This is a genomic window from Streptomyces sp. NPDC053048 (genome assembly GCF_044547045.1).
Taxonomy (GTDB): Bacteria; Actinomycetota; Actinomycetes; order Streptomycetales; family Streptomycetaceae; genus Streptomyces.
This window is the reverse complement of sequence record NZ_JBITZS010000008.1, coordinates 130,077-155,660: the sequence shown is the minus strand read 5'-3', so window position 1 is coordinate 155,660 and position 25,584 is coordinate 130,077. Positions and strand designations below refer to the sequence as shown.

General features: G+C 72.4%; 25 protein-coding genes. 23 read left to right on the top strand and 2 right to left on the bottom strand.

Going from position 1 to position 25,584, the window contains the following annotated elements; translation table 11 throughout:
* Positions 1 to 31 precede the first annotated feature (31 nt).
* The 8 genes from aroC (at position 32) to nusB (ending at position 6,279) form a co-directional block, all read left to right on the top strand.
* Complete coding sequence (gene aroC, locus ACIG36_RS22320) at positions 32 to 1,216, top strand: chorismate synthase (protein ID WP_399930463.1); 1,185 nt, start codon at positions 32 to 34, stop codon at positions 1,214 to 1,216.
* A complete protein-coding gene (locus ACIG36_RS22315; RefSeq protein ID WP_399930460.1) occupies positions 1,213 to 1,749 on the top strand; it encodes a shikimate kinase in 537 nt (178 codons plus the stop codon). The genes aroC and ACIG36_RS22315 overlap by 4 nt, the downstream gene beginning before the upstream one ends.
* 7 nt (positions 1,750 to 1,756) lie before the next feature.
* Complete coding sequence (gene aroB / locus ACIG36_RS22310) at positions 1,757 to 2,848, top strand: 3-dehydroquinate synthase (protein WP_399930457.1); 1,092 nt, start codon at positions 1,757 to 1,759, stop codon at positions 2,846 to 2,848.
* The gene (gene aroQ, locus ACIG36_RS22305) at positions 2,845 to 3,288 is read left to right on the top strand and encodes a type II 3-dehydroquinate dehydratase (RefSeq protein WP_399930454.1); all 444 of its coding nucleotides are present in this window, start codon (positions 2,845 to 2,847) and stop codon (positions 3,286 to 3,288) included. Before aroB ends, aroQ begins: the two co-directional genes overlap by 4 nt.
* Before the next feature lie 105 nt (positions 3,289 to 3,393).
* Positions 3,394 to 4,062, top strand: coding sequence for an AAA family ATPase (locus tag ACIG36_RS22300; RefSeq protein WP_399930451.1), 669 nt, complete (start codon positions 3,394 to 3,396; stop codon positions 4,060 to 4,062).
* A 59-nt stretch (positions 4,063 to 4,121) separates the two neighbouring features.
* Positions 4,122 to 5,231, top strand: a complete 1,110-nt coding sequence (locus tag ACIG36_RS22295; RefSeq protein ID WP_399930448.1) for a M24 family metallopeptidase — start codon at positions 4,122 to 4,124, stop codon at positions 5,229 to 5,231.
* Positions 5,232 to 5,281: 50 nt separating this feature from the next.
* Complete coding sequence (gene efp, locus ACIG36_RS22290; protein ID WP_399930446.1) at positions 5,282 to 5,848, top strand: elongation factor P; 567 nt, start codon at positions 5,282 to 5,284, stop codon at positions 5,846 to 5,848.
* Positions 5,849 to 5,850: 2 nt separating this feature from the next.
* Complete coding sequence (gene nusB, locus ACIG36_RS22285; protein WP_399930443.1) at positions 5,851 to 6,279, top strand: transcription antitermination factor NusB; 429 nt, start codon at positions 5,851 to 5,853, stop codon at positions 6,277 to 6,279.
* 76 nt (positions 6,280 to 6,355) lie between these two features.
* On the opposite strand, the gene bldD is transcribed toward nusB, so the two are convergent.
* Positions 6,356 to 6,856 carry a transcriptional regulator BldD gene (bldD, locus tag ACIG36_RS22280; RefSeq protein WP_004948690.1) on the bottom strand — a complete coding sequence of 167 codons (501 nt, stop codon included), beginning with the start codon at positions 6,854 to 6,856 and terminating at the stop codon, positions 6,356 to 6,358.
* A gap of 235 nt (positions 6,857 to 7,091) precedes the next feature.
* Here bldD and pyrR point away from each other — a divergent pair, with 235 nt between their 5' ends.
* From pyrR to ACIG36_RS22210, 14 genes are all read left to right on the top strand, one after another.
* Positions 7,092 to 7,658: a bifunctional pyr operon transcriptional regulator/uracil phosphoribosyltransferase PyrR gene (gene pyrR / locus ACIG36_RS22275; RefSeq protein ID WP_399930440.1), complete on the top strand. Its 567-nt coding sequence runs from the start codon at positions 7,092 to 7,094 to the stop codon at positions 7,656 to 7,658.
* Positions 7,659 to 7,748: 90 nt separating this feature from the next.
* Entirely contained in the window at positions 7,749 to 8,735 is a 987-nt protein-coding gene (locus ACIG36_RS22270) for an aspartate carbamoyltransferase catalytic subunit (RefSeq protein WP_399930437.1), read from the top strand.
* A gap of 2 nt (positions 8,736 to 8,737) precedes the next feature.
* Complete coding sequence (locus tag ACIG36_RS22265; RefSeq protein ID WP_399930434.1) at positions 8,738 to 10,054, top strand: dihydroorotase; 1,317 nt, start codon at positions 8,738 to 8,740, stop codon at positions 10,052 to 10,054.
* Positions 10,051 to 10,635 (top strand): hypothetical protein, encoded by a 585-nt coding sequence (locus ACIG36_RS22260; RefSeq protein ID WP_399930431.1) that lies wholly within the window; start codon positions 10,051 to 10,053, stop codon positions 10,633 to 10,635. The genes ACIG36_RS22265 and ACIG36_RS22260 overlap by 4 nt, the downstream gene beginning before the upstream one ends.
* On the top strand, positions 10,632 to 11,774 hold the full coding sequence (carA, locus tag ACIG36_RS22255) for a glutamine-hydrolyzing carbamoyl-phosphate synthase small subunit (RefSeq protein ID WP_399930428.1): 1,143 nt from the start codon (positions 10,632 to 10,634) through the stop codon (positions 11,772 to 11,774). The genes ACIG36_RS22260 and carA overlap by 4 nt, the downstream gene beginning before the upstream one ends.
* Complete coding sequence (carB, locus tag ACIG36_RS22250) at positions 11,767 to 15,078, top strand: carbamoyl-phosphate synthase large subunit (protein WP_399930425.1); 3,312 nt, start codon at positions 11,767 to 11,769, stop codon at positions 15,076 to 15,078. Before carA ends, carB begins: the two co-directional genes overlap by 8 nt.
* 69 nt (positions 15,079 to 15,147) lie before the next feature.
* Positions 15,148 to 16,281 (top strand): quinone-dependent dihydroorotate dehydrogenase, encoded by a 1,134-nt coding sequence (locus ACIG36_RS22245; protein ID WP_399930422.1) that lies wholly within the window; start codon positions 15,148 to 15,150, stop codon positions 16,279 to 16,281.
* A gap of 5 nt (positions 16,282 to 16,286) precedes the next feature.
* Positions 16,287 to 17,135, top strand: a complete 849-nt coding sequence (gene pyrF / locus ACIG36_RS22240) for an orotidine-5'-phosphate decarboxylase (protein ID WP_399931203.1) — start codon at positions 16,287 to 16,289, stop codon at positions 17,133 to 17,135.
* A 257-nt stretch (positions 17,136 to 17,392) separates the two neighbouring features.
* Positions 17,393 to 17,716, top strand: a complete 324-nt coding sequence (locus tag ACIG36_RS22235; RefSeq protein WP_190109033.1) for an integration host factor — start codon at positions 17,393 to 17,395, stop codon at positions 17,714 to 17,716.
* Between the two features lie 61 nt (positions 17,717 to 17,777).
* A complete protein-coding gene (gene gmk, locus ACIG36_RS22230) occupies positions 17,778 to 18,368 on the top strand; it encodes a guanylate kinase (RefSeq protein ID WP_399930418.1) in 591 nt (196 codons plus the stop codon).
* 34 nt (positions 18,369 to 18,402) lie between these two features.
* Positions 18,403 to 18,675 carry a DNA-directed RNA polymerase subunit omega gene (gene rpoZ, locus ACIG36_RS22225; protein WP_030360466.1) on the top strand — a complete coding sequence of 91 codons (273 nt, stop codon included), beginning with the start codon at positions 18,403 to 18,405 and terminating at the stop codon, positions 18,673 to 18,675.
* Positions 18,676 to 18,818: 143 nt separating this feature from the next.
* Positions 18,819 to 20,027, top strand: a complete 1,209-nt coding sequence (gene coaBC, locus ACIG36_RS22220) for a bifunctional phosphopantothenoylcysteine decarboxylase/phosphopantothenate--cysteine ligase CoaBC (protein ID WP_399930415.1) — start codon at positions 18,819 to 18,821, stop codon at positions 20,025 to 20,027.
* A 188-nt stretch (positions 20,028 to 20,215) separates the two neighbouring features.
* Positions 20,216 to 21,424 (top strand): methionine adenosyltransferase, encoded by a 1,209-nt coding sequence (metK, locus tag ACIG36_RS22215; RefSeq protein WP_399930412.1) that lies wholly within the window; start codon positions 20,216 to 20,218, stop codon positions 21,422 to 21,424.
* A gap of 146 nt (positions 21,425 to 21,570) precedes the next feature.
* Entirely contained in the window at positions 21,571 to 23,715 is a 2,145-nt protein-coding gene (locus tag ACIG36_RS22210; protein ID WP_399930409.1) for a primosomal protein N', read from the top strand.
* 106 nt (positions 23,716 to 23,821) lie between these two features.
* Here ACIG36_RS22210 and ACIG36_RS22205 read toward each other — a convergent pair whose 3' ends face one another.
* Positions 23,822 to 24,328, bottom strand: a complete 507-nt coding sequence (locus ACIG36_RS22205; RefSeq protein ID WP_399930407.1) for a hypothetical protein — start codon at positions 24,326 to 24,328, stop codon at positions 23,822 to 23,824.
* Positions 24,329 to 24,621: 293 nt separating this feature from the next.
* Between ACIG36_RS22205 and fmt the strand changes: the two genes are divergently transcribed.
* Positions 24,622 to 25,566 (top strand): methionyl-tRNA formyltransferase, encoded by a 945-nt coding sequence (fmt, locus tag ACIG36_RS22200; protein ID WP_399930404.1) that lies wholly within the window; start codon positions 24,622 to 24,624, stop codon positions 25,564 to 25,566.
* Positions 25,567 to 25,584 lie beyond the last annotated feature (18 nt).

Below are 25,584 nucleotides of genomic sequence, written 5' to 3'. Positions count from 1 at the left end.
TTCGCATGGCCAAGGCTACTGAGGAGCACCATTGAGCAGGTTGCGCTGGCTGACCGCGGGGGAGTCGCACGGCCCCGCACTCGTCGCGACGCTGGAGGGCCTTCCCGCCGGCGTGCCGATCACCACGGAGATGGTGGCGGACCACCTTGCCCGGCGACGCCTCGGCTATGGGCGCGGTGCGCGCATGAAGTTCGAGCGCGACGAGGTGACCTTCCTCGGCGGTGTGCGGCACGGCCTGACGATGGGCTCCCCGGTCGCGGTCATGGTCGGCAACACCGAGTGGCCCAAGTGGGAGAAGGTCATGGCGGCCGACCCGGTGGACCCGGACGAGCTGGCCGATCTGGCTCGTAACGCCCCGCTGACCCGCCCCCGGCCCGGTCACGCGGACCTTGCCGGCATGCAGAAGTACGGTTTCGACGAGGCTCGTCCTGTTCTCGAGCGCGCCTCCGCCCGTGAGACCGCCGCCCGCGTGGCGCTCGGCGCCGTCGCGCGCTCCTTCCTCAAGGAGACCGCCGGCATCGAGATCGTCTCCCACGTCGTGGAGCTCGCGGCTGCCAAGGCCCCCTACGGCGTCGTTCCCCAGCCCTCCGACGTCGAGAAGCTCGACGCCGACCCGGTGCGCTGCCTGGACGCCGACGCCAGCAAGGCGATGGTCGCCGAGATCGACCAGGCCCACAAGGACGGCGACACCCTCGGCGGCGTCGTCGAGGTCCTGGCCTACGGCGTGCCCGTCGGTCTCGGCTCCCACGTGCACTGGGACCGCCGCCTGGACGCCCGTCTGGCCGCGGCCCTGATGGGCATTCAGGCCATCAAGGGCGTCGAGGTCGGCGACGGCTTCGAGCTCGCCCGGGTGCCCGGCTCCAAGGCGCACGACGAGATCGTGGCCACCGAGGACGGCATCCGCCGCACCTCCGGCCGCTCCGGCGGCACCGAGGGCGGTCTGACGACCGGTGAGCTGCTGCGCGTGCGCGCCGCCATGAAGCCGATCGCGACCGTGCCGCGCGCCCTGGCCACCGTGGACGTCGTCACCGGCGAGGCCGCCCAGGCCCACCACCAGCGCTCCGACGTCTGCGCCGTCCCCGCGGCCGGCATCGTCGCCGAGGCCATGGTGGCCCTCGTCCTCGCCGACGCGGTGGTGGAGAAGTTCGGCGGCGACAGCGTCGCCGAGACCCGCCGCAACGTCCAGAGCTACCTCGAGAACCTGGCCATCAGGTGACCCCGCCGGTCGCAGTCCTGGTGGGCCCGCCCGGCGCGGGCAAGTCCACCATCGGTGCCCTGCTCGCCGAGCGGCTGGGCACCGGCTACCGCGACACCGACGCCGACATCGAGCGGACGGCCGGCAAGCCCATCCCGGAGATCTTCATCGACGAGGGCGAGCCGTACTTCCGCGAGCTGGAGCGGCAGGCCGTGGCCGCCGCCGTGGCGGAGCACCCCGGTGTGCTCGCCCTCGGCGGCGGCGCCGTCATGGACCCGGACACCCGCGCCCTGCTCGGGGGCCTGCCCGTGGTCTTCCTGGACGTCGAGCTCGCCGACGCCGTCCACCGGGTGGGCCTGGACGCCCCCCGCCCGCTGCTCGCCGTCAACCCCCGCAAGCGGTGGCGCGAGCTGATGGAGGCGCGCCGCCCGCTCTACACCGAGGTCGCCCGCGCCGTCGTCACCACCGGCGGCCGCACCCCGGCCCAGGTAGCCGACGCCGTGATGGAGGCGCTGGACCTGCCCCGGGCCCACACACCGGACACCACGCAGTGAGGAACGCATGACCGACGCCCCCACCCGCATCCAGGTCGCCGGCAGCGCGGGCACCGCGCCGTACGAGGTCCTGGTCGGGCGCCAGCTGCTGGGCGAGCTGCCCGGCCTGATCGGCACCAAGGCCCGGCGCGTGGCCGTGCTGCACCCCGAGGCGCTGGCCGAGACCGGCGAGGCCGTCCGCGAGGACCTGGCCGCCCAGGGCTACGAGGCCATCGCCATCCAGGTGCCCAACGCGGAGGAGGCCAAGACCGCCGAGGTCGCCGCCTACTGCTGGAAGGCCCTGGGCCAGTCGAACTTCACCCGCACCGACGTCATCGTCGGCGTCGGCGGCGGCGCCACCACCGACCTGGCCGGCTTCGTCGCCGCCACCTGGCTGCGCGGGGTGCGCTGGATCGCGGTGCCCACCACGGTGCTGGCGATGGTCGACGCGGCCGTCGGCGGCAAGACCGGCATCAACACCGCCGAGGGCAAGAACCTCGTCGGCGCCTTCCACCCGCCGGCCGGCGTGCTGTGCGACCTGGCCGCGCTGGAGTCGCTGCCGGTCCACGACTACGTCAGCGGCCTCGCCGAGATCATCAAGGCGGGCTTCATCGCCGACCCGGCCATCCTGGAGCTCATCGAGGCGGACCCCGAGGCGGCCCGTACGCCCGCCGGACCGCACACCGCGGAGCTGATCGAGCGCTCGATCCGGGTCAAGGCGGAGGTCGTCTCCTCGGACCTCAAGGAGTCGGGCCCGCGCGAGATCCTCAACTACGGTCACACGCTCGCCCACGCCATCGAGAAGAACGAGCGCTACAACTGGCGGCACGGCGCGGCCGTCGCCGTCGGCATGGTCTTCGCCGCCGAGCTCGGCCGGATCGCCGGCCGCCTGGACGACGCCACCGCCGACCGGCACCGCACGGTCCTGCAGGCGGTGGGCCTGCCCGTCACCTACCGCGGCGACCAGTGGCCCAAGCTGCTGGAGACCATGAAGGTCGACAAGAAGACCCGCGGCGACCGGCTGCGCTTCATCGTCCTGGACGGCCTGGCCAAGCCCACCGTCCTGGAGGGCCCGGACCCGGCGATGCTGCTGGCCGCCCACGCCGAGATCGCGGCATGAGCGGGCGTCGTGTCCTGGTGCTGAACGGCCCCAACCTGGGCCGGCTCGGCTCCCGCGAGCCCGACGTCTACGGCTCGACCTCCTACCAGGGCCTGGTCAAGGCCTGCGCGGAGCTGGGCGCCGAGCTCGGGCTCGCCGTGGAGGTGCGGGAGACCAACGACGAGGGCGAGATGGTGCGCTGGCTGCACGAGGCCGCCGACGGTTCGCTGCCCGTCGTCATCAACCCCGGGGCGTTCACGCACTATTCGTACGCGATGCGCGACGCGGCGGCGCAGCGCACGGCGCCGCTGATCGAGGTGCACATCTCCAACCCGTACGCCCGGGAGGCCTTCCGCCACACCTCCGTCATCGCGGCGGTCGCCAGCGGCACGGTGGCGGGGTTCGGCATCGGCTCCTACCGCCTGGCGCTGCGCGCGCTGGCCGAGGAACTCGCGGGCTGAGCCGGCCGTTTCCCGTGCGGTGGCCGGGGGAGTCGCCGGGGGGTGCTTACTCTCCGGTACTCTCCCGTCTGGCCAGTCGCCCGTACCGAGACGGAGTGCCACCGGATGCAGTACCCAGTGGGCCCGCCGATGCCCCCGCCCCACCCGCCGATGCCGCCCGTGCCCCCTCCCGGGCCGGAGGCCACCGGGCACTTCCCGCAGGCGGCGGCCGTCGCCGACGCCTCGACCGCCGCCGTCGCGGTGCTGCTCATCGGCCCGGCCGGGGCCGGCAAGACCACCGTGGCCCGGCACTGGGCGGACACCCGCCGGGTGCCCACCGCCCACATCAGCCTCGACGACGTGCGCGAATGGGTGCGCTCCGGCTTCGCGGACCCGCAGTCCGGCTGGAACGACCACTCCGAGGCGCAGTACCGCCTCGCCCGCCGCACCTGCGGCTTCGCCGCCCGTAACTTCCTCGCCAACGGCATCTCCTGCATCCTCGACGACGCCGTCTTCCCCGACCGGCCCGTCGTCGGCCTCGGCGGCTGGAAGCGCCATGTGGGCCCCGGCCTGCTGCCGGTGGTGCTGCTGCCGGGCCTGGAGGTCGTCCTGGAGCGCAACGCCGAGCGCAGCGGCAACCGCCGTCTGAGCGACGAGGAGGTGGCCCGGATCCACGGCCGGATGGCCGGCTGGTACGGCTCGGGGCTGCCCATCATCGACAATTCCCAGCAGGACGTCGCCACCACGGCCCGGCTCCTGGACGAGGTCGTCGCCCGCGCCCTCACCTCCTGGTGACTCCCCGGTAGGAGGCGCTGGAAAGGCCGGAAGCCACCGCCGAACGTACGCTCGGAAGCATGTCCGAGGTGTACGCGGCACGGCGCGCACGGCTGCGCGAGCGGTGCGAGGCGGCCGGCAGCGAGGCCGCCCTGGTCTCCGGGGACGCCAACGTCCGCTATCTGTCGGGCGGCGCGCCCGGTGGCGCGGTGCTCCTCCTGGGGCCCGGCCGCGATGTGCTCGTGTGCGCGGAGGACCCCTTCGCGGACCCCACGGGCGCCGGCCGGCCCGCCGACGACCTGGGCGTCGTGGTGCTGCCGAACCCGGAGGGCGATCCGGCCGTGGCGGGTGCCGAGCGGGCGGCGGAGGCCGGGGCGCGCTCGCTGGCCCTGGAGGAGCACCACCTGACCGTGGCCCGGCACCGGGCGGTGGGCTCGGTCGCCCCCCGGATGCGTCTGGACGACCTCGGCACGGCCGTGGAGCAGCAGCGGGTGGTCAAGGACGACGAGGAGATCTCGCACCTGCGCATAGCCGCCGAGATCGCCGACCAGGCCCTGGGCGAGCTGCTGGAGTCCATACTCGTGGGGCGCACGGAGCGTCATCTCGCGCTGGAGCTGGAGCGCCGGCTGATCGACCACGGCGCGGACGCGGCGGCCTTCCCCACCTCGGTGGGGGCCGGCCCGAACTCGGGGCGCGCCGGTCATGTACCGACCGACCGGCGGGTGGAGGAGGGCGATTTCCTCAGTGTGTGCCTGGGGGCGGACTATCGTGGATACCGCAGTGAGATCGCTCGTACGTTTGTGATCGGGTCCTCTCCCGCGGACTGGCAGATCGAGCTGTACGAGCAGGTCTTCGCCGCTCAGCGGGCGGGCCGGGAGGCCCTGGCCCCGGGGGCGGCCTACCGCGACGTGGACCGCGCGGCACGCGTCGTGCTGGAGGCCGCGGGTCACGGGGAGCGGGTCGGCCCGCGTATCGGCCACGGCGTGGGACTCGAAAACGACGAGGACCCTCGGCTGGCACCGTCGGCAATGGGTAAACTGGACGCTTGCGTGCCGGTCACCGTGGCCCCGGGAGTTCACCTCCCGGGACGGGGCGGCGTCCGGATCGATGACACGCTCGTCGTCCGCCCCGAGGCGGACGGCGGACCCGAGCTACTCACCATTACGACCAAAGAGCTGCTCGCGCTCTAGCCGGGCGCACCGCACTTTCTGGTTCCACCAGCCCAGGAGATACCGCAACCGTGGCATCCACGAACGACCTCAAGAACGGCATGGTGCTCAAGCTCGAAGGCGGCCAGCTCTGGTCCGTCGTCGAGTTCCAGCACGTCAAGCCCGGCAAGGGCCCCGCCTTCGTCCGTACGAAGCTGAAGAACGTGCTCTCCGGCAAGGTCGTCGACAAGACCTTCAACGCCGGCGTGAAGGTCGAGACGGCCACCGTTGACCGCCGCGACATGCAGTTCTCGTACATGGACGGCGACTACTTCGTCTTCATGGACATGAAGGACTTCGACCAGCTGATGATCGACCGGAAGGCCGTCGGCGACGCCGCGAACTTCCTGATCGAGGGCTTCGAGGCCACCGTCGCCACGCACGAGGGCGAGGTGCTCTACGTCGAGCTCCCGGCCGCCGTCGAGCTGATCATCGAGCACACCGACCCGGGTGTCCAGGGCGACCGCTCCACCGGTGGCACCAAGCCCGCCAAGCTGGAGACCGGCTACGAGATCCAGGTCCCGCTGTTCGTCACCACCGGCGAGAAGATCAAGGTCGACACGCGTACCGGCGATTACCTCGGCCGGGTGAGCAGCTAACCGTGTCCGCCCGCAGCAAGGCACGTAAGCGCGCCTTCCAGATCATCTTCGAGGCCGAGCAGCGCGGCTCCACCGCGGTGAACGTCCTCGCGGACTGGATCCGGCTGGCCCGGTCCGACGACCGGCAGCCGTCGGTCAACCCGTACACGATCCGGCTCGTCGAGGGGTACGCGGACCACGTCGCGCGGATCGACGAGCTGATCGCCACCTACGCGGTCGACTGGGACCTGGACCGGATGCCCGCCGCGGACCGGAACATCGTCCGGCTCGGCGCGTACGAGCTGATCTGGGAGGACGAGACCCCGGACGCGGTGGCGATCGACGAGGCGGTGCAGCTCGCCAAGGAGTTCTCCACCGACGACTCGCCGGCCTTTGTCAACGGCCTGCTGGGCCGTTTCAAGGAGCTGAAGCCGAGCATTCGGCGCTCATAACGCACAACCGCCGTGGGGCGGGAAACCCGGCCGGGTTTCCCGCCCCACGGCGGTTTGTCATCCAAAAAGAACGGCTCTAGGCGTCTTCGTGCTGCACGGCGCGGCGCGCGTCGGCGTCGAGGACACCCCAGCTGATCAGCTGCTCGGTGAGCACCGAGGGCGACTGGTCGTAGATGACGGCGAGGGTGCGCAGGTCGTCCTGGCGGATCGAGAGCACCTTGCCGTTGTAGTCGCCGCGCTGGCTCTGGATGGTGGCGGCATAGCGCTGCAGCGGGCCCGCCTTCTCGGCCGGGACGTGGGCGAGCCGCTCCAGGTCCAGGACCAGCTTCGGCGGGGGCTCGGCGGCACCGCCGGGCGTGGTGCCGGGCAGCAGCTCCTGCACGGGCACACCGTAGAAGTCGGCCAGCTCGGCAAGGCGCTGCACGGTCACGGCACGGTCGCCGCGCTCGTACGAGCCGACGACGACGGCCTTCCAGCGACCCTGCGACTTCTCCTCGACACCATGGAGGGAGAGGCCCTGCTGGGTGCGGATGGCGCGGAGCTTGGCCCCGAGCTGTTTGGCGTATTCGCTGGACATAAAGCTCCCCGGACGCTGTATCGACGTGCGACAGCCTCTTCCCGACTGCCCCGTGTCTGGTAACTCACTGTGAGGTTACGCAGCGTAATCTACGTTCGTCAAGCCGAATGGTGCCCGCTCTGGGCCGTCAGGGGGTGATGGCAAGAGGTGCCCGGCAGTGCTGGTACGGTGAAACATGTAAATCCGACGTCCTTTAAAGTCCGTCCCGTGAGGCGGAGAAGGAGGTCCGTTTCGTATGGACGCAATTCCTGCGCGTCCCGTGCTCGAAGCACCGGACATCGCCCGGGTCCTGACCCGGATCGCTCATGAGATCGTCGAGCGCGCCAAGGGCGCCGACGACGTCGTGCTCCTCGGCATCCCCACGCGTGGTGTCTTCCTCGCCGGCCGGCTGGCCGCCAAGCTCGAGGAGATCACCGGACGCCCGGTGCCGGTCGGCTCCCTCGACATCACCATGTACCGCGACGACCTGCGGCTGCGCCCCGCCCGTGCGCTCGCCCGCACCGAGATCCCCGGTGAGGGCCTCGACGGCCGCCTCGTGGTCCTCGTCGACGACGTGCTCTTCTCCGGCCGCACCATCCGCGCCGCGCTCGACGCCCTGAACGACATCGGGCGTCCCCGAGCCGTCCAGCTCGCGGTCCTCGTCGACCGCGGCCACCGCGAACTGCCGATCCGCGCCGACTACGTCGGCAAGAACCTCCCCACGTCGCTGCGGGAGACGGTCAAGGTCCAGCTCACCGAGGAGGACGGCCGCGACAGCGTGCTCCTCGGCGCGGGCGCGACCGCCCCGGCCGACGGGCAGTAGCACCTTCTCCACGGACCCGTGACCCGGGTCCGTGCCGCCGCATGCCCGGCCAAAGCCCCCGCATATCTCCTCAACCACGGAGCAAACCGGATGAAGCGCCACCTCATCTCGGCCGCAGACCTCACGCGCGACGACGCCGTCCTGATCCTCGACACCGCCGAGGAGATGGCCCGGGTCGCGGACCGGCCGATCAAGAAGCTGCCGACCCTGCGCGGCCGTACCGTCGTCAACCTCTTCTTCGAGGACTCGACCCGCACCCGCATCTCCTTCGAGGCCGCCGCCAAGCGGCTCTCCGCCGACGTCATCAACTTCTCCGCCAAGGGCTCCTCGGTCTCCAAGGGCGAATCGCTCAAGGACACCGCGCTGACCCTGGAGGCGATGGGCGCCGACGCCGTCGTCATCCGCCACCACGCCTCCGGCGCTCCGTACACCCTCGCCAACTCCGGCTGGATCGACGGTGCCGTCGTCAACGCCGGTGACGGCACCCACGAGCACCCCACCCAGGCGCTGCTGGACGCCTTCACCATGCGCCGCCGCCTGCTCGGCGCCGACGCCGGCCTCGGGCACGGCCTCGACGGCCGCCGCATCACGATCGTCGGCGACGTCCTGCACAGCCGGGTCGCCCGCTCCAACGTCCACCTGCTCAATACGCTCGGCGCGCAGGTCACGCTCGTCGCGCCGCCCACCCTGGTGCCGGTCGGCGTCGGCAGCTGGCCCTGCGAGGTCTCCTACGACCTCGACCAGGTGCTGCCGAAGTCCGACGCGGTGATGATGCTGCGGGTGCAGCGCGAGCGCATGAACGCGGCGTTCTTCCCCACCGAGCGCGAGTACGCCCGCCGCTACGGCCTGCACTCCGACCGCATGGCGCGGATGCCCGAGCACGCCGTCGTGATGCACCCCGGCCCGATGAACCGCGGCATGGAGATCACCGCCGAGGTCGCCGACTCCGACCGCTGCACGGCCGTCGAGCAGGTCGCCAACGGCGTCTCGATCCGCATGGCCGTCCTCTACCTGCTGCTCGGCGGCTCCGAGCCGGCCGTCACCACGAACAACGCCCGCACCGAGGAGAACAAGTAGCCATGACCAAGATCCTGATCCGTGGCGCGAAGGTCCTCGGCGGCGAGCCGCAGGACGTGCTGATCGACGGCGAGACCATCGCCGAGGTCACCCCGTCCGATATCGCCCTGCCGGGCGGTGGCGGCCTGACCGCCCCCGAGGGCGCCCAGGTGATCGAGGCCGACGGCAAGATCCTGCTGCCCGGCCTGGTCGACCTGCACACCCACCTGCGCGAGCCCGGCCGCGAGGACTCCGAGACCGTCCTGACCGGCACCCGCGCGGCCGCGAGCGGCGGCTACACCGCCGTCTTCGCCATGGCCAACACCTTCCCCGTCGCTGACACCGCCGGCGTCGTCGAGCAGGTCTGGCGGCTCGGCAAGGAGCACGGCTACTGCGACGTGCAGCCCATCGGCGCCGTCACCGTCGGCCTGGAGGGCAAGCAGCTCTCCGAGCTGGGCGCCATGCACGACTCCGTCGCCGGCGTCACCGTCTTCTCCGACGACGGCAAGTGCGTCGACGACGCCGTGATCATGCGCCGCGCCCTGGAGTACGTGAAGGCGTTCGGCGGCGTCATCGCCCAGCACGCGCAGGAGCCCCGGCTCACCGAGGGCGCCCAGATGAACGAGGGCATCGTCTCCGCCGAGCTGGGCCTGGGCGGCTGGCCGGCCGTCGCCGAGGAGTCGATCATCGCGCGCGACGTCCTGCTCGCCGAGCACGTCGGCTCCCGCGTGCACATCTGCCACCTCTCCACGGCCGGCTCGGTGGAGATCGTCCGCTGGGCCAAGTCGCGCGGCATCGACGTCACCGCCGAGGTCACCCCGCACCACCTGCTGCTGACCGACGAGCTCGTACGGTCCTACAACCCCGTCTACAAGGTGAACCCGCCGCTGCGCACCGAGCGCGACGTGCTGGCCCTGCGCGAGGCCCTGGCCGACGGCACCATCGACATCGTCGCCACCGACCACGCCCCGCACCCGCACGAGGACAAGGACTGCGAGTGGGCCGCGGCCGCCATGGGCATGGTGGGCCTGGAGACCGCCCTGTCGGTCGTCCAGCACACGATGGTCGAGACCGGCCTGCTCGACTGGGCCGGCGTCGCCGAGCGGATGTCCTTCAAGCCCGCCGCCATCGGCAGCCTCGCCGGCCACGGCCGTCCGATCGCCGCCGGGGAGCCCGCCAACCTGACGCTGGTGGATTCCGCTTACCGTGGTGTCGTGGACCCCGCGGGCTTCGCCTCCCGCAGCCGCAACACCCCCTACGAGGGCCGTGAGCTGCCGGGTCGCGTCACCCACACCTTCCTGCGGGGCCGGGCGACGGTCGTGGACGGGAATCTCGCGTGACATCTGCACCATCTGCACTGATCAATCTGGCGGCCGAACAGAAGTCCGCGGCCGTCACCGACTGGGCCGCCCGCATCGGCTGGGTCGTCGGGCTGCTGCTCTTCATCGCGCTGCTGTACTGGCTGATGCGCGAGGGCTGGAAGTGGCGCGGCACGCTCCAGGGTGACCTGCCCGAGCTGCCCGTCGCCCCCGCCGAGCCCGGCCAGGCGCGCCTGGAGATGGAGGGCCGCTACCACGGCTCCACCACCGCCGGGCAGTGGCTCGACCGCATCGTCGCGCACGGCCTGGGCACCCGCAGCAGGGCGAGCCTCACCCTGACGGAGCAGGGCGTGGCCGTCGCACGGCCCGGCGCCCGCGACTTCTTCATCCCCGCCGCCGCCCTGCGCGGCGCCCGGCTCGACAAGGGAATCGCGGGCAAGGTCCTCGCCGAGGGCGGCCTGCTCGTGATCACCTGGCAGCACGGCGACAGGACGATCGACTCCGGATTCCGCTCCGACCGGGCGGCCGAGCACGCGGCGTGGGCCGAGGCCCTGACCGCACTGCACAACCAGCACAGCACCGACATGGAAGGCGCACGATGACGACCTCCAGCAGGGGGACCGGGAAGGTTCCCGCCGTACTCGTCCTGGAGGACGGCCGGATGTTCCGCGGCCGGGCCTACGGGGCCGTGGGGGCGACCTTCGGCGAGGCCGTGTTCTCCACCGGCATGACCGGCTACCAGGAGACCCTGACCGACCCCTCCTACCACCGCCAGGTCGTCGTGATGACGGCCCCGCACGTGGGCAACACCGGCGTCAACGACGAGGACCCCGAGTCCGGCCGCATCTGGGTCGCCGGCTACGTCGTCCGCGACCCCGCCCGCATCCCGTCCAACTGGCGCTCGCGCCGCTCCCTGGACGAGGAGCTCGCCCGGCAGGGCGTCGTCGGCATCAGCGGCATCGACACCCGAGCCCTGACCCGCCACCTGCGCGAGCGCGGCGCCATGCGCGTCGGCATCTTCTCCGGCAACACGCTGCCCGACGAGGGCCTCATGCTCGCCGAGGTGCGCCAGGCCCCCGAGATGAAGGGCGCCGACCTCTCCGCCGAGGTCGCCACCAAGGAGACCTACGTCGTCCCCGCGATCGGCACCAAGCGCTTCACCGTCGCCGCCATCGACCTGGGCATCAAGGGCATGACCCCGCAGCGCATGGCCGAGCGCGGCATCGAGGTGCACGTCCTGCCGGCCACCGCCACCGCCGAGGACGTCTACGCCGTCAACCCCGACGGCGTGTTCTTCTCCAACGGCCCCGGCGACCCGGCCACCGCCGACCACCCGGTCTCCGTGATGCGCGAGGTCCTCTCCCGCAGGACCCCGCTGTTCGGCATCTGCTTCGGCAACCAGATCCTGGGCCGCGCCCTCGGTTTCGGCACGTACAAGCTGAAGTACGGCCACCGCGGCATCAACCAGCCCGTGCAGGACCGTACGACCGGCAAGGTCGAGGTCACCGCGCACAACCACGGCTTCGCCGTCGACGCCCCGCTCGAGGCGGCGACCGACACGCCCTACGGACGGGTCGAGGTCTCCCACGTCTGTCTGAACGACAACGTGGTCGAGGGCCTCCAGCTGCTCGACCAGCCGGCATTCAGCGTCCAGTACCACCCCGAGGCAGCAGCAGGCCCGCACGACGCCGCGTACCTGTTCGACCGCTTCGTCTCCCTGATGGAGGGCCAGCGTGCCTAAGCGCACCGACATCCAGTCCGTTCTGGTCATCGGCTCCGGCCCGATCGTCATCGGCCAGGCCGCGGAGTTCGACTACTCCGGCACCCAGGCCTGCCGCGTCCTGAAGTCCGAGGGCCTGCGGGTCGTCCTGGTCAACTCCAACCCGGCCACGATCATGACCGACCCGGAGATCGCCGACGCCACGTACGTCGAGCCGATCACCCCGGAGTTCGTCGAGAAGATCATCGCCAAGGAGCGCCCCGACGCGCTCCTGCCCACCCTCGGCGGCCAGACCGCGCTCAACACCGCCATCTCCATGCACGAGAACGGCGTGCTGGAGAAGTACGGCGTGGAGCTCATCGGCGCCAACGTCGAGGCGATCCACAAGGGCGAGGACCGCGACCTGTTCAAGGGCGTCGTCGAGGCCGTCCGCGCGAAGATCGGCCACGGCGAGTCCGCCCGCTCGGTCATCTGCCACACCATGGACGAGGTCCTCGCGGGCGTCGAGACGCTCGGCGGCTACCCCGTCGTCGTCCGCCCCTCCTTCACCATGGGCGGCGCCGGCTCCGGCTTCGCCCACGACGAGGAGGAGCTGCGCCGCATCGCCGGCCAGGGCCTGACGCTCTCCCCGACCACCGAGGTGCTCCTGGAGGAGTCCATCCTCGGCTGGAAGGAGTACGAGCTGGAGCTGATGCGCGACAAGCACGACAACGTCGTGGTCGTCTGCTCCATCGAGAACTTCGACCCCATGGGCGTGCACACCGGTGACTCCATCACCGTCGCCCCGGCGATGACGCTGACCGACCGCGAGTACCAGATCCTGCGGGACGTCGGCATCGCCATCATCCGCGAGGTCGGCGTCGACACCGGCGGCTGCAACATCCAGTTCGCCGTCAACCCGGACGACGGCCGGGTCATCGTCATCGAGATGAACCCGCGCGTCTCGCGCTCCTCGGCGCTGGCCTCCAAGGCGACGGGCTTCCCGATCGCCAAGATCGCGGCGCGTCTCGCCGTCGGCTACACCCTCGACGAGATCCCCAACGACATCACCGAGAAGACCCCGGCGTCCTTCGAGCCCACGCTCGACTACGTCGTGGTCAAGGCGCCCCGCTTCGCGTTCGAGAAGTTCCCCGGTGCCGACGCCACCCTGACGACCACCATGAAGTCGGTCGGCGAGGCCATGGCCATCGGCCGCAACTTCACCGAGGCGCTGCAGAAGGCGCTGCGCTCGCTGGAGAAGAAGGGCTCGCAGTTCGACTTCGTCTCCGCGCCCGGCGACAAGGCGGAGCTGCTGGAGAAGGCGGCCGTCCCCACCGACGGCCGGATCAACACGGTCATGGCGGCCATCCGCGCCGGCGCCTCCGCCCAGGAGGTCTTCGACGCCACCCGCATCGACCCGTGGTTCGTCGACCAGCTCTTCCTGATCAAGGAGATCGCCGACGAGCTGGCCGCCGCCGACAAGCTCGAGCCCGAGCTGCTCGCCGACGCCAAGCGCCACGGCTTCTCCGACGCCCAGATCGCCGCGATCCGCGGCCTGCGCGAGGACGTCGTCCGCGAGGTCCGCCACGCGCTGGGCGTCCGCCCGGTCTACAAGACGGTCGACACCTGCGCCGCCGAGTTCGCGGCGCGGACGCCGTACTTCTACTCCTCCTACGACGAGGAGTCCGAGGTCGCGCCGCGCGAGAAGCCCGCCGTGATCATCCTGGGCTCCGGCCCGAACCGCATCGGCCAGGGCATCGAGTTCGACTACTCCTGCGTCCACGCCTCGTTCGCACTCAGCGACGCCGGCTACGAGACCGTGATGGTCAACTGCAACCCCGAGACCGTCTCCACCGACTACGACACCTCCGACCGGCTCTACTTCGAGCCGCTCACCCTGGAGGACGTCCTGGAGATCGTCCACGCCGAGCAGCAGGCGGGCCCGGTGGCGGGCGTCGTCGTCCAGCTCGGCGGCCAGACCCCGCTGGGCCTGGCGCAGGCGCTCAAGGACAACGGCGTGCCGATCGTCGGCACCTCGCCCGAGGCCATCGACCTCGCCGAGGAGCGCGGCGCCTTCGGCCGGGTGCTGACCGAGGCCGGGCTGCCCGCGCCCAAGTACGGCACCGCCTTCTCCTTCGACGAGGCCAAGGGCATCGCCGCCGAGATCGGCTACCCGGTCATGGTCCGCCCGTCCTATGTGCTCGGCGGCCGCGGCATGGAGATCGTCTACGACGAGCCCTCGCTGGGCGGGTACCTCGAGCGGCACGCGGGCCTGATCTCCGAGCACCCGGTGCTCATCGACCGCTTCCTCGACGACGCCATCGAGATCGACGTCGACGCGCTCTACGACGGCCACGAGCTCTACCTCGGCGGCGTCATGGAGCACATCGAGGAGGCCGGCATCCACTCCGGCGACTCCGCCTGCGCGCTGCCCCCGATCACCCTCGGCGGCTTCGACATCAAGCGGCTGCGGGCCTCCACCGAGGCCATCGCCAAGGGCGTCGGCGTGCGCGGCCTGATCAACATCCAGTTCGCCATGGCCGGCGACATCCTCTACGTGCTCGAGGCCAACCCCCGCGCCTCCCGCACGGTCCCCTTCACCTCGAAGGCGACCGCCGTGCCGCTGGCGAAGGCCGCCGCCCGCATCTCGCTGGGCGCCACCGTCGCCGAGCTGCGCGAGGAGGGCATGCTGCCGCGCCACGGCGACGGCGGCACGCTGCCGCTGGACGCGCCGATCTCCGTCAAGGAGGCCGTGATGCCGTGGTCGCGCTTCCGCGACATCCACGGCCGCGGCGTGGACACCGTCCTCGGCCCGGAGATGCGCTCCACGGGCGAGGTCATGGGCATCGACACCGTCTTCGGCACGGCCTACGCCAAGTCGCAGTCCGGCGCGTACGGCGCGCTGCCCACCAAGGGCCGCGCGTTCGTCTCCGTCGCCAACCGGGACAAGCGCTCGATGATCTTCCCGGCCCGTGAGCTGGTCGCCCACGGCTTCGAGCTGCTCGCCACCTCCGGCACCGCCGAGGTCCTCAAGCGGAACGGCATCAACGCCACCGTGGTGCGCAAGCAGAGCGAGGGCGAGGGCCCCAACGGCGAGAAGACCATCGTCCAGCTCATCCACGACGGCCAGGTCGACCTGATCGTCAACACCCCCTACGGCACCGGTGGCCGCCTCGACGGCTACGAGATCCGCACCGCCGCCGTCGCACGGGCGGTGCCGTGCCTGACGACGGTCCAGGCGCTCGCCGCGGCCGTCCAGGGCATCGACGCGCTGACCCGCGGTGACGTCGGGGTGCGCTCGCTGCAGGAACACGCGGAACATCTGACCGCCGCCCGCGAGGCGTAAGGCGACCGAGGGGGACACCGCGAGGTGTCCCCCTCTCCATGACCCCGAAGGCTGTCCCGAAGGCTGGAAATGTACCGTCTCTTCTTCGACCTGATCTTCAAGCGCATGGACCCCGAGAAGGCCCACCACCTGGCCTTCTCGTGGATCCGCCGCGTCGCCGGCATCCCGGTCCTGCGCACCTTCGTCGCGGCCGTCCTCGCCCCCCGCCACAAGGCCTTGCGCACCGAGGCCCTGGGCCTGCGCATGCACGGCCCCTTCGGCCTCGCGGCGGGCTTCGACAAGAACGCCGCCGCCATCGACGGCATGAGCATGCTCGGCTTCGACCACATCGAGATCGGCACCGTCACCGCTCAGCCGCAGCCCGGCAACCCCAAGAAGCGGCTGTTCCGCCTGGTGGCGGACCGTGCGCTGATCAACCGCATGGGCTTCAACAACGACGGCTCGGCGGCCGTCGCGGAGCGCCTGGCGGCCCGCAAGGCGGCCCTCGGTAACAAGCACGGCCGTACCACCGTGGGCGTCAACATCGGCAAGACCAAGGTCGTGCCGGAGGCCGAGGCCGTCGCCGACTACGTCACCTCCACCGAGCGCCTGGCCGCGCACGCCGACTACCTCGTCGTCAACGTCTCCTCGCCGAACACGCCCGGCCTGCGCAACCTGCAGGCCGTGGACCACCTGCGCCCGCTGCTGGCCGCCGTCCGCGAGGCCGCCGACCGCACGGTCACCTCGCGCCGCGTGCCGCTGCTGGTGAAGATCGCCCCCGACCTCGCCGACGAGGACGTCGACGCCGTCGCCGACCTCGCCGTCGAGCTCGGCCTGGACGGCATCATCGCCACCAACACCACCATCGCCCGCGACGGGCTCGGCCTGCGGACCCCCAAGCGCACCGTCGAGGCCATCGGCGCCGGCGGCCTGTCCGGCGCCCCCCTCAAGGAGCGCTCCCTGGAGGTCCTCGGCCGCCTGTACGCGCGCGTGGGCGACCGCATCACCCTGGTGGGCGTCGGCGGCATCGAGACCGCCGACGACGCCTGGGAGCGCATCCTGGCGGGCGCCACGCTCGTCCAGGGCTACAGCGCCTTCATCTACGAGGGCCCCTTCTGGTGCCGGAGGATCCACAAGGGTCTCGCCGAGCGCCTGGCCGCCAGCCCGTACGCCACCCTCGCCGAGGCCGTCGGCGCCGAGACCCGGAAGAAGGCCGCCGCATGACCCCCGTGACCCCCGAACCGTTCGGCGCCCGGCTGCGCCGTGCCATGGACGAGCGCGGACCGCTGTGCGTCGGCATCGACCCGCACGCCTCGCTGCTGGCCGACTGGGGCCTGTCCGACGACATCGCGGGCCTGGAGCGCTTCACGCACACGGTCGTCGAGGCCCTGGCCGATCGCGTCGCCGTCCTCAAGCCGCAGTCGGCGTTCTTCGAGCGCTTCGGCTCGCGCGGCGTCGCCGTGCTGGAGCGGGCCGTGGCCGACTCCCGCGAGGCCGGCGCGCTGGTGCTGATGGACGCCAAGCGCGGCGACATCGGCTCGACCATGGCCGCGTACGCCGCCACCTACCTCGACCCCGCCTCGCCGCTGTTCTCCGACGCCGTCACCGTCAGCCCCTACCTGGGCTACGGCTCGCTGCGCCCGGCGCTGGACCTGGCGCGCGAGAGCGGCACCGGGGTCTTCGTCCTCGCCCTCACCTCCAACCCCGAGGGCGCCGAGGTGCAGCACGCGGTGCGCGCCGACGGCACGAGCGTCGCGGCGACGATGCTGGAGCACCTGCGGGCCGAGAACGCGGACGCGGCGCCCATGGGCTCCTACGGTGCCGTCGTCGGCGCCACGCTGGGTGACTCCCTGGCTTCGGCGGGTGCCGAGCTCGCCATCAACGGACCGCTGCTGGCGCCCGGCATCGGCGCGCAGGGCGCCACCGCGGCCGACCTGCCGAGGGTCTTCGGCGCGGCGGTGCGCGACGTTGTCCCGAATGTGAGCCGCGCGGTGCTGCGGCACGGCCCGGATTCGGCCGCTCTGCGGCGCAGCGCGGCGCGTTTCGCGGCCGAGGTGCGCGAAGCGGTGGCCGGCTAGCGCGTCCCAGGCGGGCGGCAGCATCGAGTTAACGCCAAACGCCAAGAAAAAATGTCGGGCAGTATGTCCGGAAAAGTCCTGGTCGATCGAGGCTGACCAGGACTTTTCGCTTGTTCTCGCTGACTGGAGCGGGATCGGCCGCTAGTCTCCGACGAGAGCGAACGTGCAAGCGCGTTGCTCGTTGCTCCGCAGGTGTGGGCCGACTAGGTTCCTCACCGGTCCGTATCCGACAGTTCGACATCCGAGGTGACGTAGGCGTGGCTCTTCCGCCCCTTACCCCTGAACAGCGCGCAGCCGCGCTCGAAAAGGCCGCCGCGGCTCGCCGGGAGCGCGCCGAGGTCAAGAATCGGCTCAAGCACTCCGGCGCCTCGCTGCACGATGTGATCCAGCAGGGCCAGAAGAACGATGTCATCGGCAAGATGAAGGTCAGCGCCCTGCTGGAGAGCCTGCCCGGCGTGGGCAAGGTCCGTGCCAAGCAGATCATGGAGCGGCTCGGCATCTCCGAGAGCCGCCGGGTTCGCGGGCTCGGCTCGAACCAGATCGCCTCCCTGGAGCGCGAGTTCGGCGGCAAGGCCGCCTGACGGCGGCACGGCGGCGGGCCCGGCGTTCCCAGGCACTCCCGGGAACCGGGATAATCGCTGCATGAGTACTGCAGTCTCCCGGGGGACGTCCCCCGTCCCTCCGGCCGGACAACCGCGGCTGACCGTGCTCTCCGGCCCCTCCGGGGTCGGTAAGAGCACGGTCGTCGCCCATATGCGCAAGGCCCACCCCGAGGTGTGGCTCTCGGTCTCCGCCACCACCCGCAAGCCGCGCCCCGGTGAGCGGGACGGGGTCCAGTACTTCTTCGTGGACGACGAGGAGTTCGACAAGCTCGTCGCCAACGGCGAGCTGCTGGAGTGGGCCGAGTTCGCGGGCAACCGCTACGGCACGCCCCGCCAGGCCGTGCTCGACCGCCTGGCGGCGGGCGAGCCGGTCCTGCTGGAGATCGACCTGCAGGGCGCCCGCCAGGTCCGCGAGACCATGCCGGAGGCCCAGCTGGTCTTCCTCGCGCCGCCCAGCTGGGACGAGCTGGTCCGCCGGCTCACCGGCCGCGGAACGGAATCCGCCGAGGTCATCGAGCGCCGGCTCACGGTGGCCAAGGTGGAGCTGGCCGCGGAGTCGGAGTTCGACACCACGCTGGTCAACACCTCGGTCGAGGACGTCGCACGCGAGCTGCTAGCCTTGCTGCGCTGAACATCTTTCTTCACCCCCCTTCGGAAGGCAGAGAGTGTCCTCTTCCATCACCGCGCCCGAGGGCATCATCAACCCGCCGATTGATGAGCTGCTCGAGGCGACCGACTCGAAGTACAGCCTGGTGATCTACGCCGCCAAGCGCGCGCGCCAGATCAACGCGTACTACTCGCAGCTCGGCGAGGGCCTGCTGGAGTACGTCGGCCCGCTGGTGGACACCCACGTCCACGAGAAGCCGCTCTCCATCGCGCTCCGCGAGATCAACGCGGGCCTGCTGACCTCCGAGGCCGTCGAGGCCCCGGCGCAGTAAGCACCGAATTTCCTCATCGAGGGCCCGGCAGGGGGCACCTCCCAGCGTTGAGCTGGGGGAGCGGCTTGCCGGGCCTTTGGTGTGTCATAGGCCGTGCGTAGGTGTACGTACGCACGTACGGGATGTGGGGAGAAGCGAGAGCGATGGACAAGCCCAAGGTCGTCCTGGGGGTCAGCGGCGGCATCGCCGCCTACAAGGCGTGCGAGCTGCTGCGCCGCCTCACCGAGTCGGGCCATGACGTCCGCGTGGTGCCGACGGAGTCGGCGCTGCACTTCGTCGGCGAGGCCACCTGGGCCGCGCTCTCCGGCAACCCGGCCGGCACCCGGGTGTGGGAGGACGTCCATGAGGTGCCGCACGTGCGGATCGGGCAGCGGGCCGACCTCGTCGTGGTGGCCCCCGCCACCGCCGACATGCTCGCCAAGGCCGCCCACGGCCTCGCCGACGACCTGCTGACCAATACGCTCCTCACCGCCCGCTGCCCGGTCGTCTTCGCGCCGGCCATGCACACCGAGATGTGGGAGAACGCGGCCACCCAGGAGAACGTGGCCACGCTGCGCCGCCGGGGCGCGATCGTCATCGAGCCCGCCGTGGGCCGGCTGACCGGCGCCGACACCGGCAAGGGGCGGCTCCCCGACCCGGACGAGATCTTCGAGGTCTGCCGCCGGGTGCTGGCACGCGGCGACCGGGCCGTGACCCCCGACCTCGCCGGCCGCCACGTCGTGGTGAGCGCCGGCGGCACGCGCGAGCCGCTGGACCCGGTCCGCTACCTGGGAAACCGTTCCTCCGGTAAGCAGGGGTACGCACTGGCCCGCACCGCCGTGGCCCGTGGGGCCAGGGTGACGCTCGTCGCGGCCAACAGCGAGCTGCCCGACCCGGCGGGCGCCGACGTGGTGCACGTGGGGACGGCCGTTCAACTGCGCGAGGCCGTGATCAAGGCGGCGGCCGACGCGGACGCCGTCGTGATGGCCGCCGCCGTGGCCGACTTCCGGCCCGCCCGGTACGCCGAAGGCAAGATCAAGAAGCGGGACGGCCAGGAGCCCGATCCGGTCGAGCTCATACGGAATCCGGACATCCTCGCCGAGCTGTCCGCCGAGCGGGCCCGCCCCGGCCAGGTCGTCGTCGGCTTCGCCGCCGAGACCGACGACGTGCTCGCCAACGGCCGCGCCAAGCTCGCCCGCAAGGGCTGTGACCTGCTGGTCGTCAACGAGGTGGGGGAGCGCAAGACGTTCGGCTCCGAGGAGAACGAGGCCGTCGTGCTGGCCCCGGACGGCACCGAGACGCCCGTCCCGCACGGCCCCAAGGAAGCCCTCGCGGACACCGTCTGGGACCTGGTCGCGGGGCGCCTGACCTGACCCCTGGTGGCGGTGCGCTTCCCGGTGCCGCGGTGACGGGAGTCACAGGGGGTGCCCCATGTCATGGGGGGCGGGATGTCCGAACTCCGAGAACGCCGGATAAACTGGCACCGGATCCGAGTCGAGCGCAGCTCTCGGCCGGATCCGTCAATGATCAGCCAGCAGCCGCTGCAACCCCAGGGAGCGATGTGTCCCGCCGCCTGTTCACCTCGGAGTCCGTCACCGAGGGTCACCCCGACAAGATCGCTGACCAGATCAGCGATTCCATTCTCGACGCCCTCCTCAAGGAGGACCCGACCTCCCGCGTCGCCGTCGAGACCCTGATCACCACCGGCCTGGTGCACGTCGCCGGCGAGGTGACCACGAAGGCCTACGCGCCGATCGCCTCGCTCGTGCGCAACAAGATCCTCGAGATCGGCTACGACTCGTCGAAGAAGGGCTTCGACGGCGCCTCCTGCGGCGTCTCGGTCTCCATCGGCGCCCAGTCCCCGGACATCGCCCAGGGTGTCGACACGGCCTACGAGTCCCGCGTCGAGGGCGACGAGGACGAGCTGGACAAGCAGGGTGCGGGCGACCAGGGCCTGATGTTCGGCTACGCCTGCGACGAGACGCCGAACCTGATGCCGCTGCCGATCGAGCTCGCGCACCGGCTCTCGCGCCGCCTGTCGGAGGTCCGCAAGAACGGGACCATCCCCTACCTGCGCCCCGACGGCAAGACCCAGGTCACCATCGAGTACGACGGCAACAAGGCCGTGCGCCTGGACACCGTTGTCGTCTCCTCGCAGCACGCCTCGGACATCGACCTGGACTCGCTGCTGGCTCCCGACGTCCGTGAGTTCGTCGTCGAGCACGTCCTCAAGGAGCTCCTCGAGGACGGCATCAAGCTCGACACCGACGGCTACCGCCTGCTGGTGAACCCCACCGGCCGCTTCGAGATCGGCGGCCCGATGGGCGACGCCGGCCTCACCGGCCGCAAGATCATCATCGACACCTACGGCGGCATGGCCCGTCACGGTGGCGGCGCCTTCTCCGGCAAGGACCCGTCCAAGGTCGACCGCTCGGCCGCCTACGCCATGCGCTGGGTCGCCAAGAACGTCGTCGCCGCCGGTCTGGCCGCCCGCTGCGAGGTCCAGGTCGCCTACGCGATCGGCAAGGCCGAGCCGGTGGGTCTGTTCGTGGAGACCTTCGGCACCAACACGATCGACACCGAGAAGATCGAGAACGCCATCGCCGAGGTCTTCGACCTCCGCCCGGCCGCGATCATCCGCGACCTCGACCTGCTGCGCCCGATCTACGCCCAGACGGCCGCCTACGGCCACTTCGGCCGCGAGCTCCCCGACTTCACCTGGGAGCGCACCGACCGCGTGGACGCGCTGAAGAAGGCCGCGGGGCTGTAAGGCCCGCGACGGCACGAGGCTCGTGACGAGGCGCCCCCGCCACTCGGCGGGGGCGCCTTCGTCGTCGGCGCCCGTCGGCCGTCGTTCGGTCCGGTCGTTGTCCGCGGCCTCTGACGTTGTCAGTCGCCTCTGATAGGACTGGAGCCGTGAGCAGCGAGAACGGGCGGTCGGAGCGTGAGGCTCCCGAGGCGGAGCAGCTCGCGCTCATCCGCGAGAGCGTGCGCAAGGCCAAGGTGCCCCGGGCCAAGCCGCGCACCTGGCGGGGGGCCGCGCTGGCGGCCGAGCTGCCGGTGGCGCGGGTGCTGGTCGACAAGGGCCCGGTGCACCTCGACCGGCTGTGGGACTACGCCGTGCCCGCCGAGCTGGACGCCGACGCCCGGCCCGGTACGCGGGTGCGGGTGCGGTTCGGGGCCGGCACGCGCAATGTGCGCGGCGGGCGGCGCGAGGGGGGCGGGCTGCTCGACGGGTTCATCGTCGAGCGCGTGGCCGAGTCCGACTACCAGGGGCCGCTGGCCGCCATCGCCCAGGTGCTCTCGCCCGAGCCCGTGCTCGGCCCCGCGCTGCTGGGCCTGTGCCGGTCCGTCGCCGACCGCTACGCCGGCTCGCTCGCGGACGTGCTGCAGCTGGCCGTGCCGCCCCGGCACGCCCGTATCGAGGCCGAGCCCTCGCCCGCGCCGCTGCCGCCGCCCGCCGCGCCGTCGCCCGGCAGCTGGACGCGCTATCCCACCGGGCCCGCCTATCTGGACGCCGTCGCCCGGGGCGACTCCCCGCGCGCGGTGTGGACCGCGCTGCCCGGCCCGCACTGGCCGGCGGAGCTGGCGCGGGCCGCCGCGGCCGCGCTCGCCTCGGGGCGCGGCGCGCTGATCGTGGTGCCCGACGGGCGGGCCGCCGCCCGGGTCGACGCCGCCCTGAGCGCGCTGCTCGGCGCCGGGCGGCATGTGCTGCTGACAGCCGACACCGGGCCGGAGGAGCGCTACCGCCGCTGGCTGGCGGTCAGCCGCGGCTCGGTGCGGGCGGTGGTCGGCACCCGGGCCGCGATGTTCGCGCCCGTACGGGATCTGGGGCTCGCCGCCATCTGGGACGACGGCGACTCCAGTCACAGCGAGCCGCACGCGCCGCAGCCGCACGCGCGCGAAGTGCTGCTCTCGCGTGCCGCGCACGAGAAGGCCGCATTCCTGCTGGGCGGCTTCGGCTGCACGGTCGAGGCGGCCCAGCTGGTGGACACCGGCTGGGCGCTGCCCCTGGCCGCCGACCGGGAGCGGCTACGGGCGGCCGCGCCCCGGATCCGCACGGTGGGGGAGGCGGACGAGGCGCGGGACGCCGCCGCGCGGGCCGCCCGGCTGCCCACGGTCGCCTGGGAGGCCGCCCGCGAGGGCCTCAAGCACGGGCCCGTGCTGGTCCAGGTGCCGCGCCGGGGCTATGTGCCGCGGCTGGCCTGCGAACGGTGCCGGGAGCCCGCCCGCTGCGGGCACTGCTCCGGCCCGCTGGAGGCGCGCGGCGACGACGGCGCGCTGCACTGTGCCTGGTGCGGGCGGGAGGCCCGTGACTGGCACTGCGGCGAATGCGGCGGCTTCCGCCTGCGCGCACAGGTGGTGGGGGCCCGGCGCACGGCCGAGGAGTTGGGCCGGGCGTTCCCGGCCGTGCCGGTACGGACGTCCGGCCGCGACCACATCCTGGACTCCGTCCCGGACCGGCCCGCCATCGTCGTCTGCACGCCCGGCGCCGAGCCCGTCGCCGAGGGCGGCTACGCGGCGGCCCTGCTGCTCGACGGCTGGGCCCTGCTGGGCCGGCCCGACCTGCGGGCGGGGGAGGAGGCGCTGCGTCGCTGGCTGGGCGCCGCCGCGCTGGTGCGGGGGCAGGAGGCGGGCGGCGTGGTGGTCGTCGTCGCCGAGCCGGGGCTGCGGCCCGTGCAGGCGCTGGTGCGCTGGGATCCCGCCGGGCACGCGGTGCGCGAGCTGGCCGACCGGGCGGAGCTGGGCTTCCCGCCGGTCTCCCGGATGGCGGCGGTCGCCGGGCCGCCGGACGCCGTCGCGGAGCTGATCGCCATGGCAGAGCTGCCGGACGGGGCCGAGGTGCTGGGTCCCGTGCCGCTGCCGGCGCCGTTGCCGGGGCGGCCGCGCCGGGCGGGGGATGCCCCGCCCGGCGAGCACTGGGAGCGCGCCCTGGTCCGGGTCCGCCCCGGGCAGGGCGCGGCCCTGGCGGCGGCCCTCAAGGCCGCCCAGGCGATACGGCTCGCCCGCCGCGACGGCGACCCCGTCCGGTTGCGGGTGGACCCGCCGGACATCGGGTGAGCCGTGTCCCCTGCGGGGGGCTCGGCACCGCCGGGCTCGCCGGTGGGGGTCGCGCGCCGTCGCGGCGGGCGGACAGGCGCCGGTCCCTCCCCGGCCCCGAGGGCCCTCAGCCGTTGCGCGGCCCCGGGAACGCGGACGCGGTGCGCGGCTCCTCACGGTGCACCGGCGCGCTCGCGCCGGTGCGGGCCGCCGGGACGACCGGTACCGCCGACGGCTCGGCGGTACGCACCGCCGACTCCGCGTTCTCGGACGAGCCCTGGGCACCGGCGCGCCGCGCGCCGTAACGGCGGTGCACCGCCTGCTTGGTGACGCCGAGCGCCGAACCCACCGCGTCCCACGAGAAGCCCAGCGAGCGGTCGAAGTCGACCGCCGCCGTGACCAGCGTCTCGACGCTGTCCCGCAGCTCCTGCGCCAGCCGGACGGTCGGCGCGGGCGCGCGTCCGTAGACGACGAAGCCCGCCGACGGGCCGGTGCGGCGCGGACGGTAGACGTTGCCCAGCTGAGCGGTGAGGGTGCGCAGCGCGTCCACCTGGCGGCGGACCCTCTCGATGTCCCGGACCAGGAGATGCAGGCTGGCCCGTGCCTGGGCGTCGTGGGTTGCGTGGTCGGGCATGAACAAGCCTCTCGGACCGGCGGTGAAGGGGATGGAAGGGGATGGAAAGGGAGGGAATTCGGATGGAATCGGACGGGAATTGACGAATGCTCGGCAGTCAACGCAAGGGAAGCGGGCCCCTGTTGCGGCCCGTTCCGGTCAATCTCTCTTGACCCAACGCGCCACGGGCCGCTGGGTCACGGTATGGGGGCGTACATCCGCCGGAATGGGGCGCGCGCCAGCCCGCACGCCCCCTGAGGGCGTGACACCTCTAGACTTGGGCGCCGTTCCGCGAGAGAGGTTGTTCGCCACCCATGAGGCTCGTCTTCGCCGGTACCCCCGAGGTCGCCGTACCCGCCCTCGACGCCCTGATCGCCTCCGAGCGCCACGAGGTCGTCGCCGTCGTCACCCGGCCCGACGCCCCGGCCGGGCGCGGCCGCCGGCTGGTCGCCAGCCCCGTCGCCGAGCGCGCGGAGGAGGCCGGCATCGAGGTGCTCAAGCCCGCCCGGCCGCGCGACGAGGACTTCCTCGCCCGGCTCCGCGAGATCGCCCCCGACTGCTGCCCGGTCGTCGCCTACGGGGCCCTGCTGCCCAGGGCCGCGCTGGACATCCCCGTCCACGGGTGGGTGAACCTGCACTTCTCGCTGCTGCCCGCCTGGCGCGGCGCCGCCCCCGTGCAGCACGCGATCCTGGCCGGTGACGAGGTCACCGGCGCCTCCACCTTCCTCATCGAGGAGGGCCTGGACTCCGGGCCCGTCTACGGCGTGCTGACCGAGCGGGTGCGGCCCACCGACACCAGCGGCGACCTGCTGACCCGGCTCGCCTTCGCCGGCTCCGGGCTGCTCGCGGCGACCATGGACGGCATCGAGGACGGCACCCTCAAGGCCGTTCCGCAGCCCGCCGAGGGCATCTCGCTCGCCCCCAAGATCAACGTCGAGGACGCCCGGATCGACTGGGCCGCGCCTGCCCTGCGCGTCGACCGCGTGGTGCGCGGCTGCGCCCCCGCCCCCGGTGCCTGGACGACGTTCCGCGGCGAGCGGCTGAAGGTGATGTCCCTGGCCGCGGCACCCGACCGCACCGGGCTCGCCCCCGGCGAGATCGCCGCCGCCAAGAACTCCGTCCACATCGGCACCGGCTCGCACGCCGTGCAGCTGCAGTGGGTCCAGCCGCAGGGCAAGAAGCCGATGCAGGCGGCCGACTGGGCCCGTGGCGTGCGCATCGCCGCAGGCGAGCGGCTCGGCGCGGAGGGGGCGGCGTAGGCTGGAGGCCTTCGCCAC

Bases quoted from the DNA above. Each gene is read 5' to 3' on its own strand.
- aroB (WP_399930457.1), top strand. From the start codon at position 1,757: ATGACCGACGCCCCCACCCGCATCCAGGTCGCCGGCAGCGCGGGCACC.
- ACIG36_RS22205 (WP_399930407.1), bottom strand. From the start codon at position 24,328: ATGCCCGACCACGCAACCCACGACGCCCAGGCACGGGCCAGCCTGCAT.
- coaBC (WP_399930415.1), top strand. From the start codon at position 18,819: ATGGACAAGCCCAAGGTCGTCCTGGGGGTCAGCGGCGGCATCGCCGCC.
- carA (WP_399930428.1), top strand. From the start codon at position 10,632: ATGACGACCTCCAGCAGGGGGACCGGGAAGGTTCCCGCCGTACTCGTC.
- ACIG36_RS22300 (WP_399930451.1), top strand. From the start codon at position 3,394: ATGCAGTACCCAGTGGGCCCGCCGATGCCCCCGCCCCACCCGCCGATG.
- ACIG36_RS22265 (WP_399930434.1), top strand. From the start codon at position 8,738: ATGACCAAGATCCTGATCCGTGGCGCGAAGGTCCTCGGCGGCGAGCCG.
- aroQ (WP_399930454.1), top strand. From the start codon at position 2,845: ATGAGCGGGCGTCGTGTCCTGGTGCTGAACGGCCCCAACCTGGGCCGG.
- fmt (WP_399930404.1), top strand. From the start codon at position 24,622: ATGAGGCTCGTCTTCGCCGGTACCCCCGAGGTCGCCGTACCCGCCCTC.
- gmk (WP_399930418.1), top strand. From the start codon at position 17,778: ATGAGTACTGCAGTCTCCCGGGGGACGTCCCCCGTCCCTCCGGCCGGA.
- pyrR (WP_399930440.1), top strand. From the start codon at position 7,092: ATGGACGCAATTCCTGCGCGTCCCGTGCTCGAAGCACCGGACATCGCC.
- bldD (WP_004948690.1), bottom strand. From the start codon at position 6,856: ATGTCCAGCGAATACGCCAAACAGCTCGGGGCCAAGCTCCGCGCCATC.
- ACIG36_RS22270 (WP_399930437.1), top strand. From the start codon at position 7,749: ATGAAGCGCCACCTCATCTCGGCCGCAGACCTCACGCGCGACGACGCC.
- ACIG36_RS22295 (WP_399930448.1), top strand. From the start codon at position 4,122: ATGTCCGAGGTGTACGCGGCACGGCGCGCACGGCTGCGCGAGCGGTGC.
- ACIG36_RS22245 (WP_399930422.1), top strand. From the start codon at position 15,148: ATGTACCGTCTCTTCTTCGACCTGATCTTCAAGCGCATGGACCCCGAG.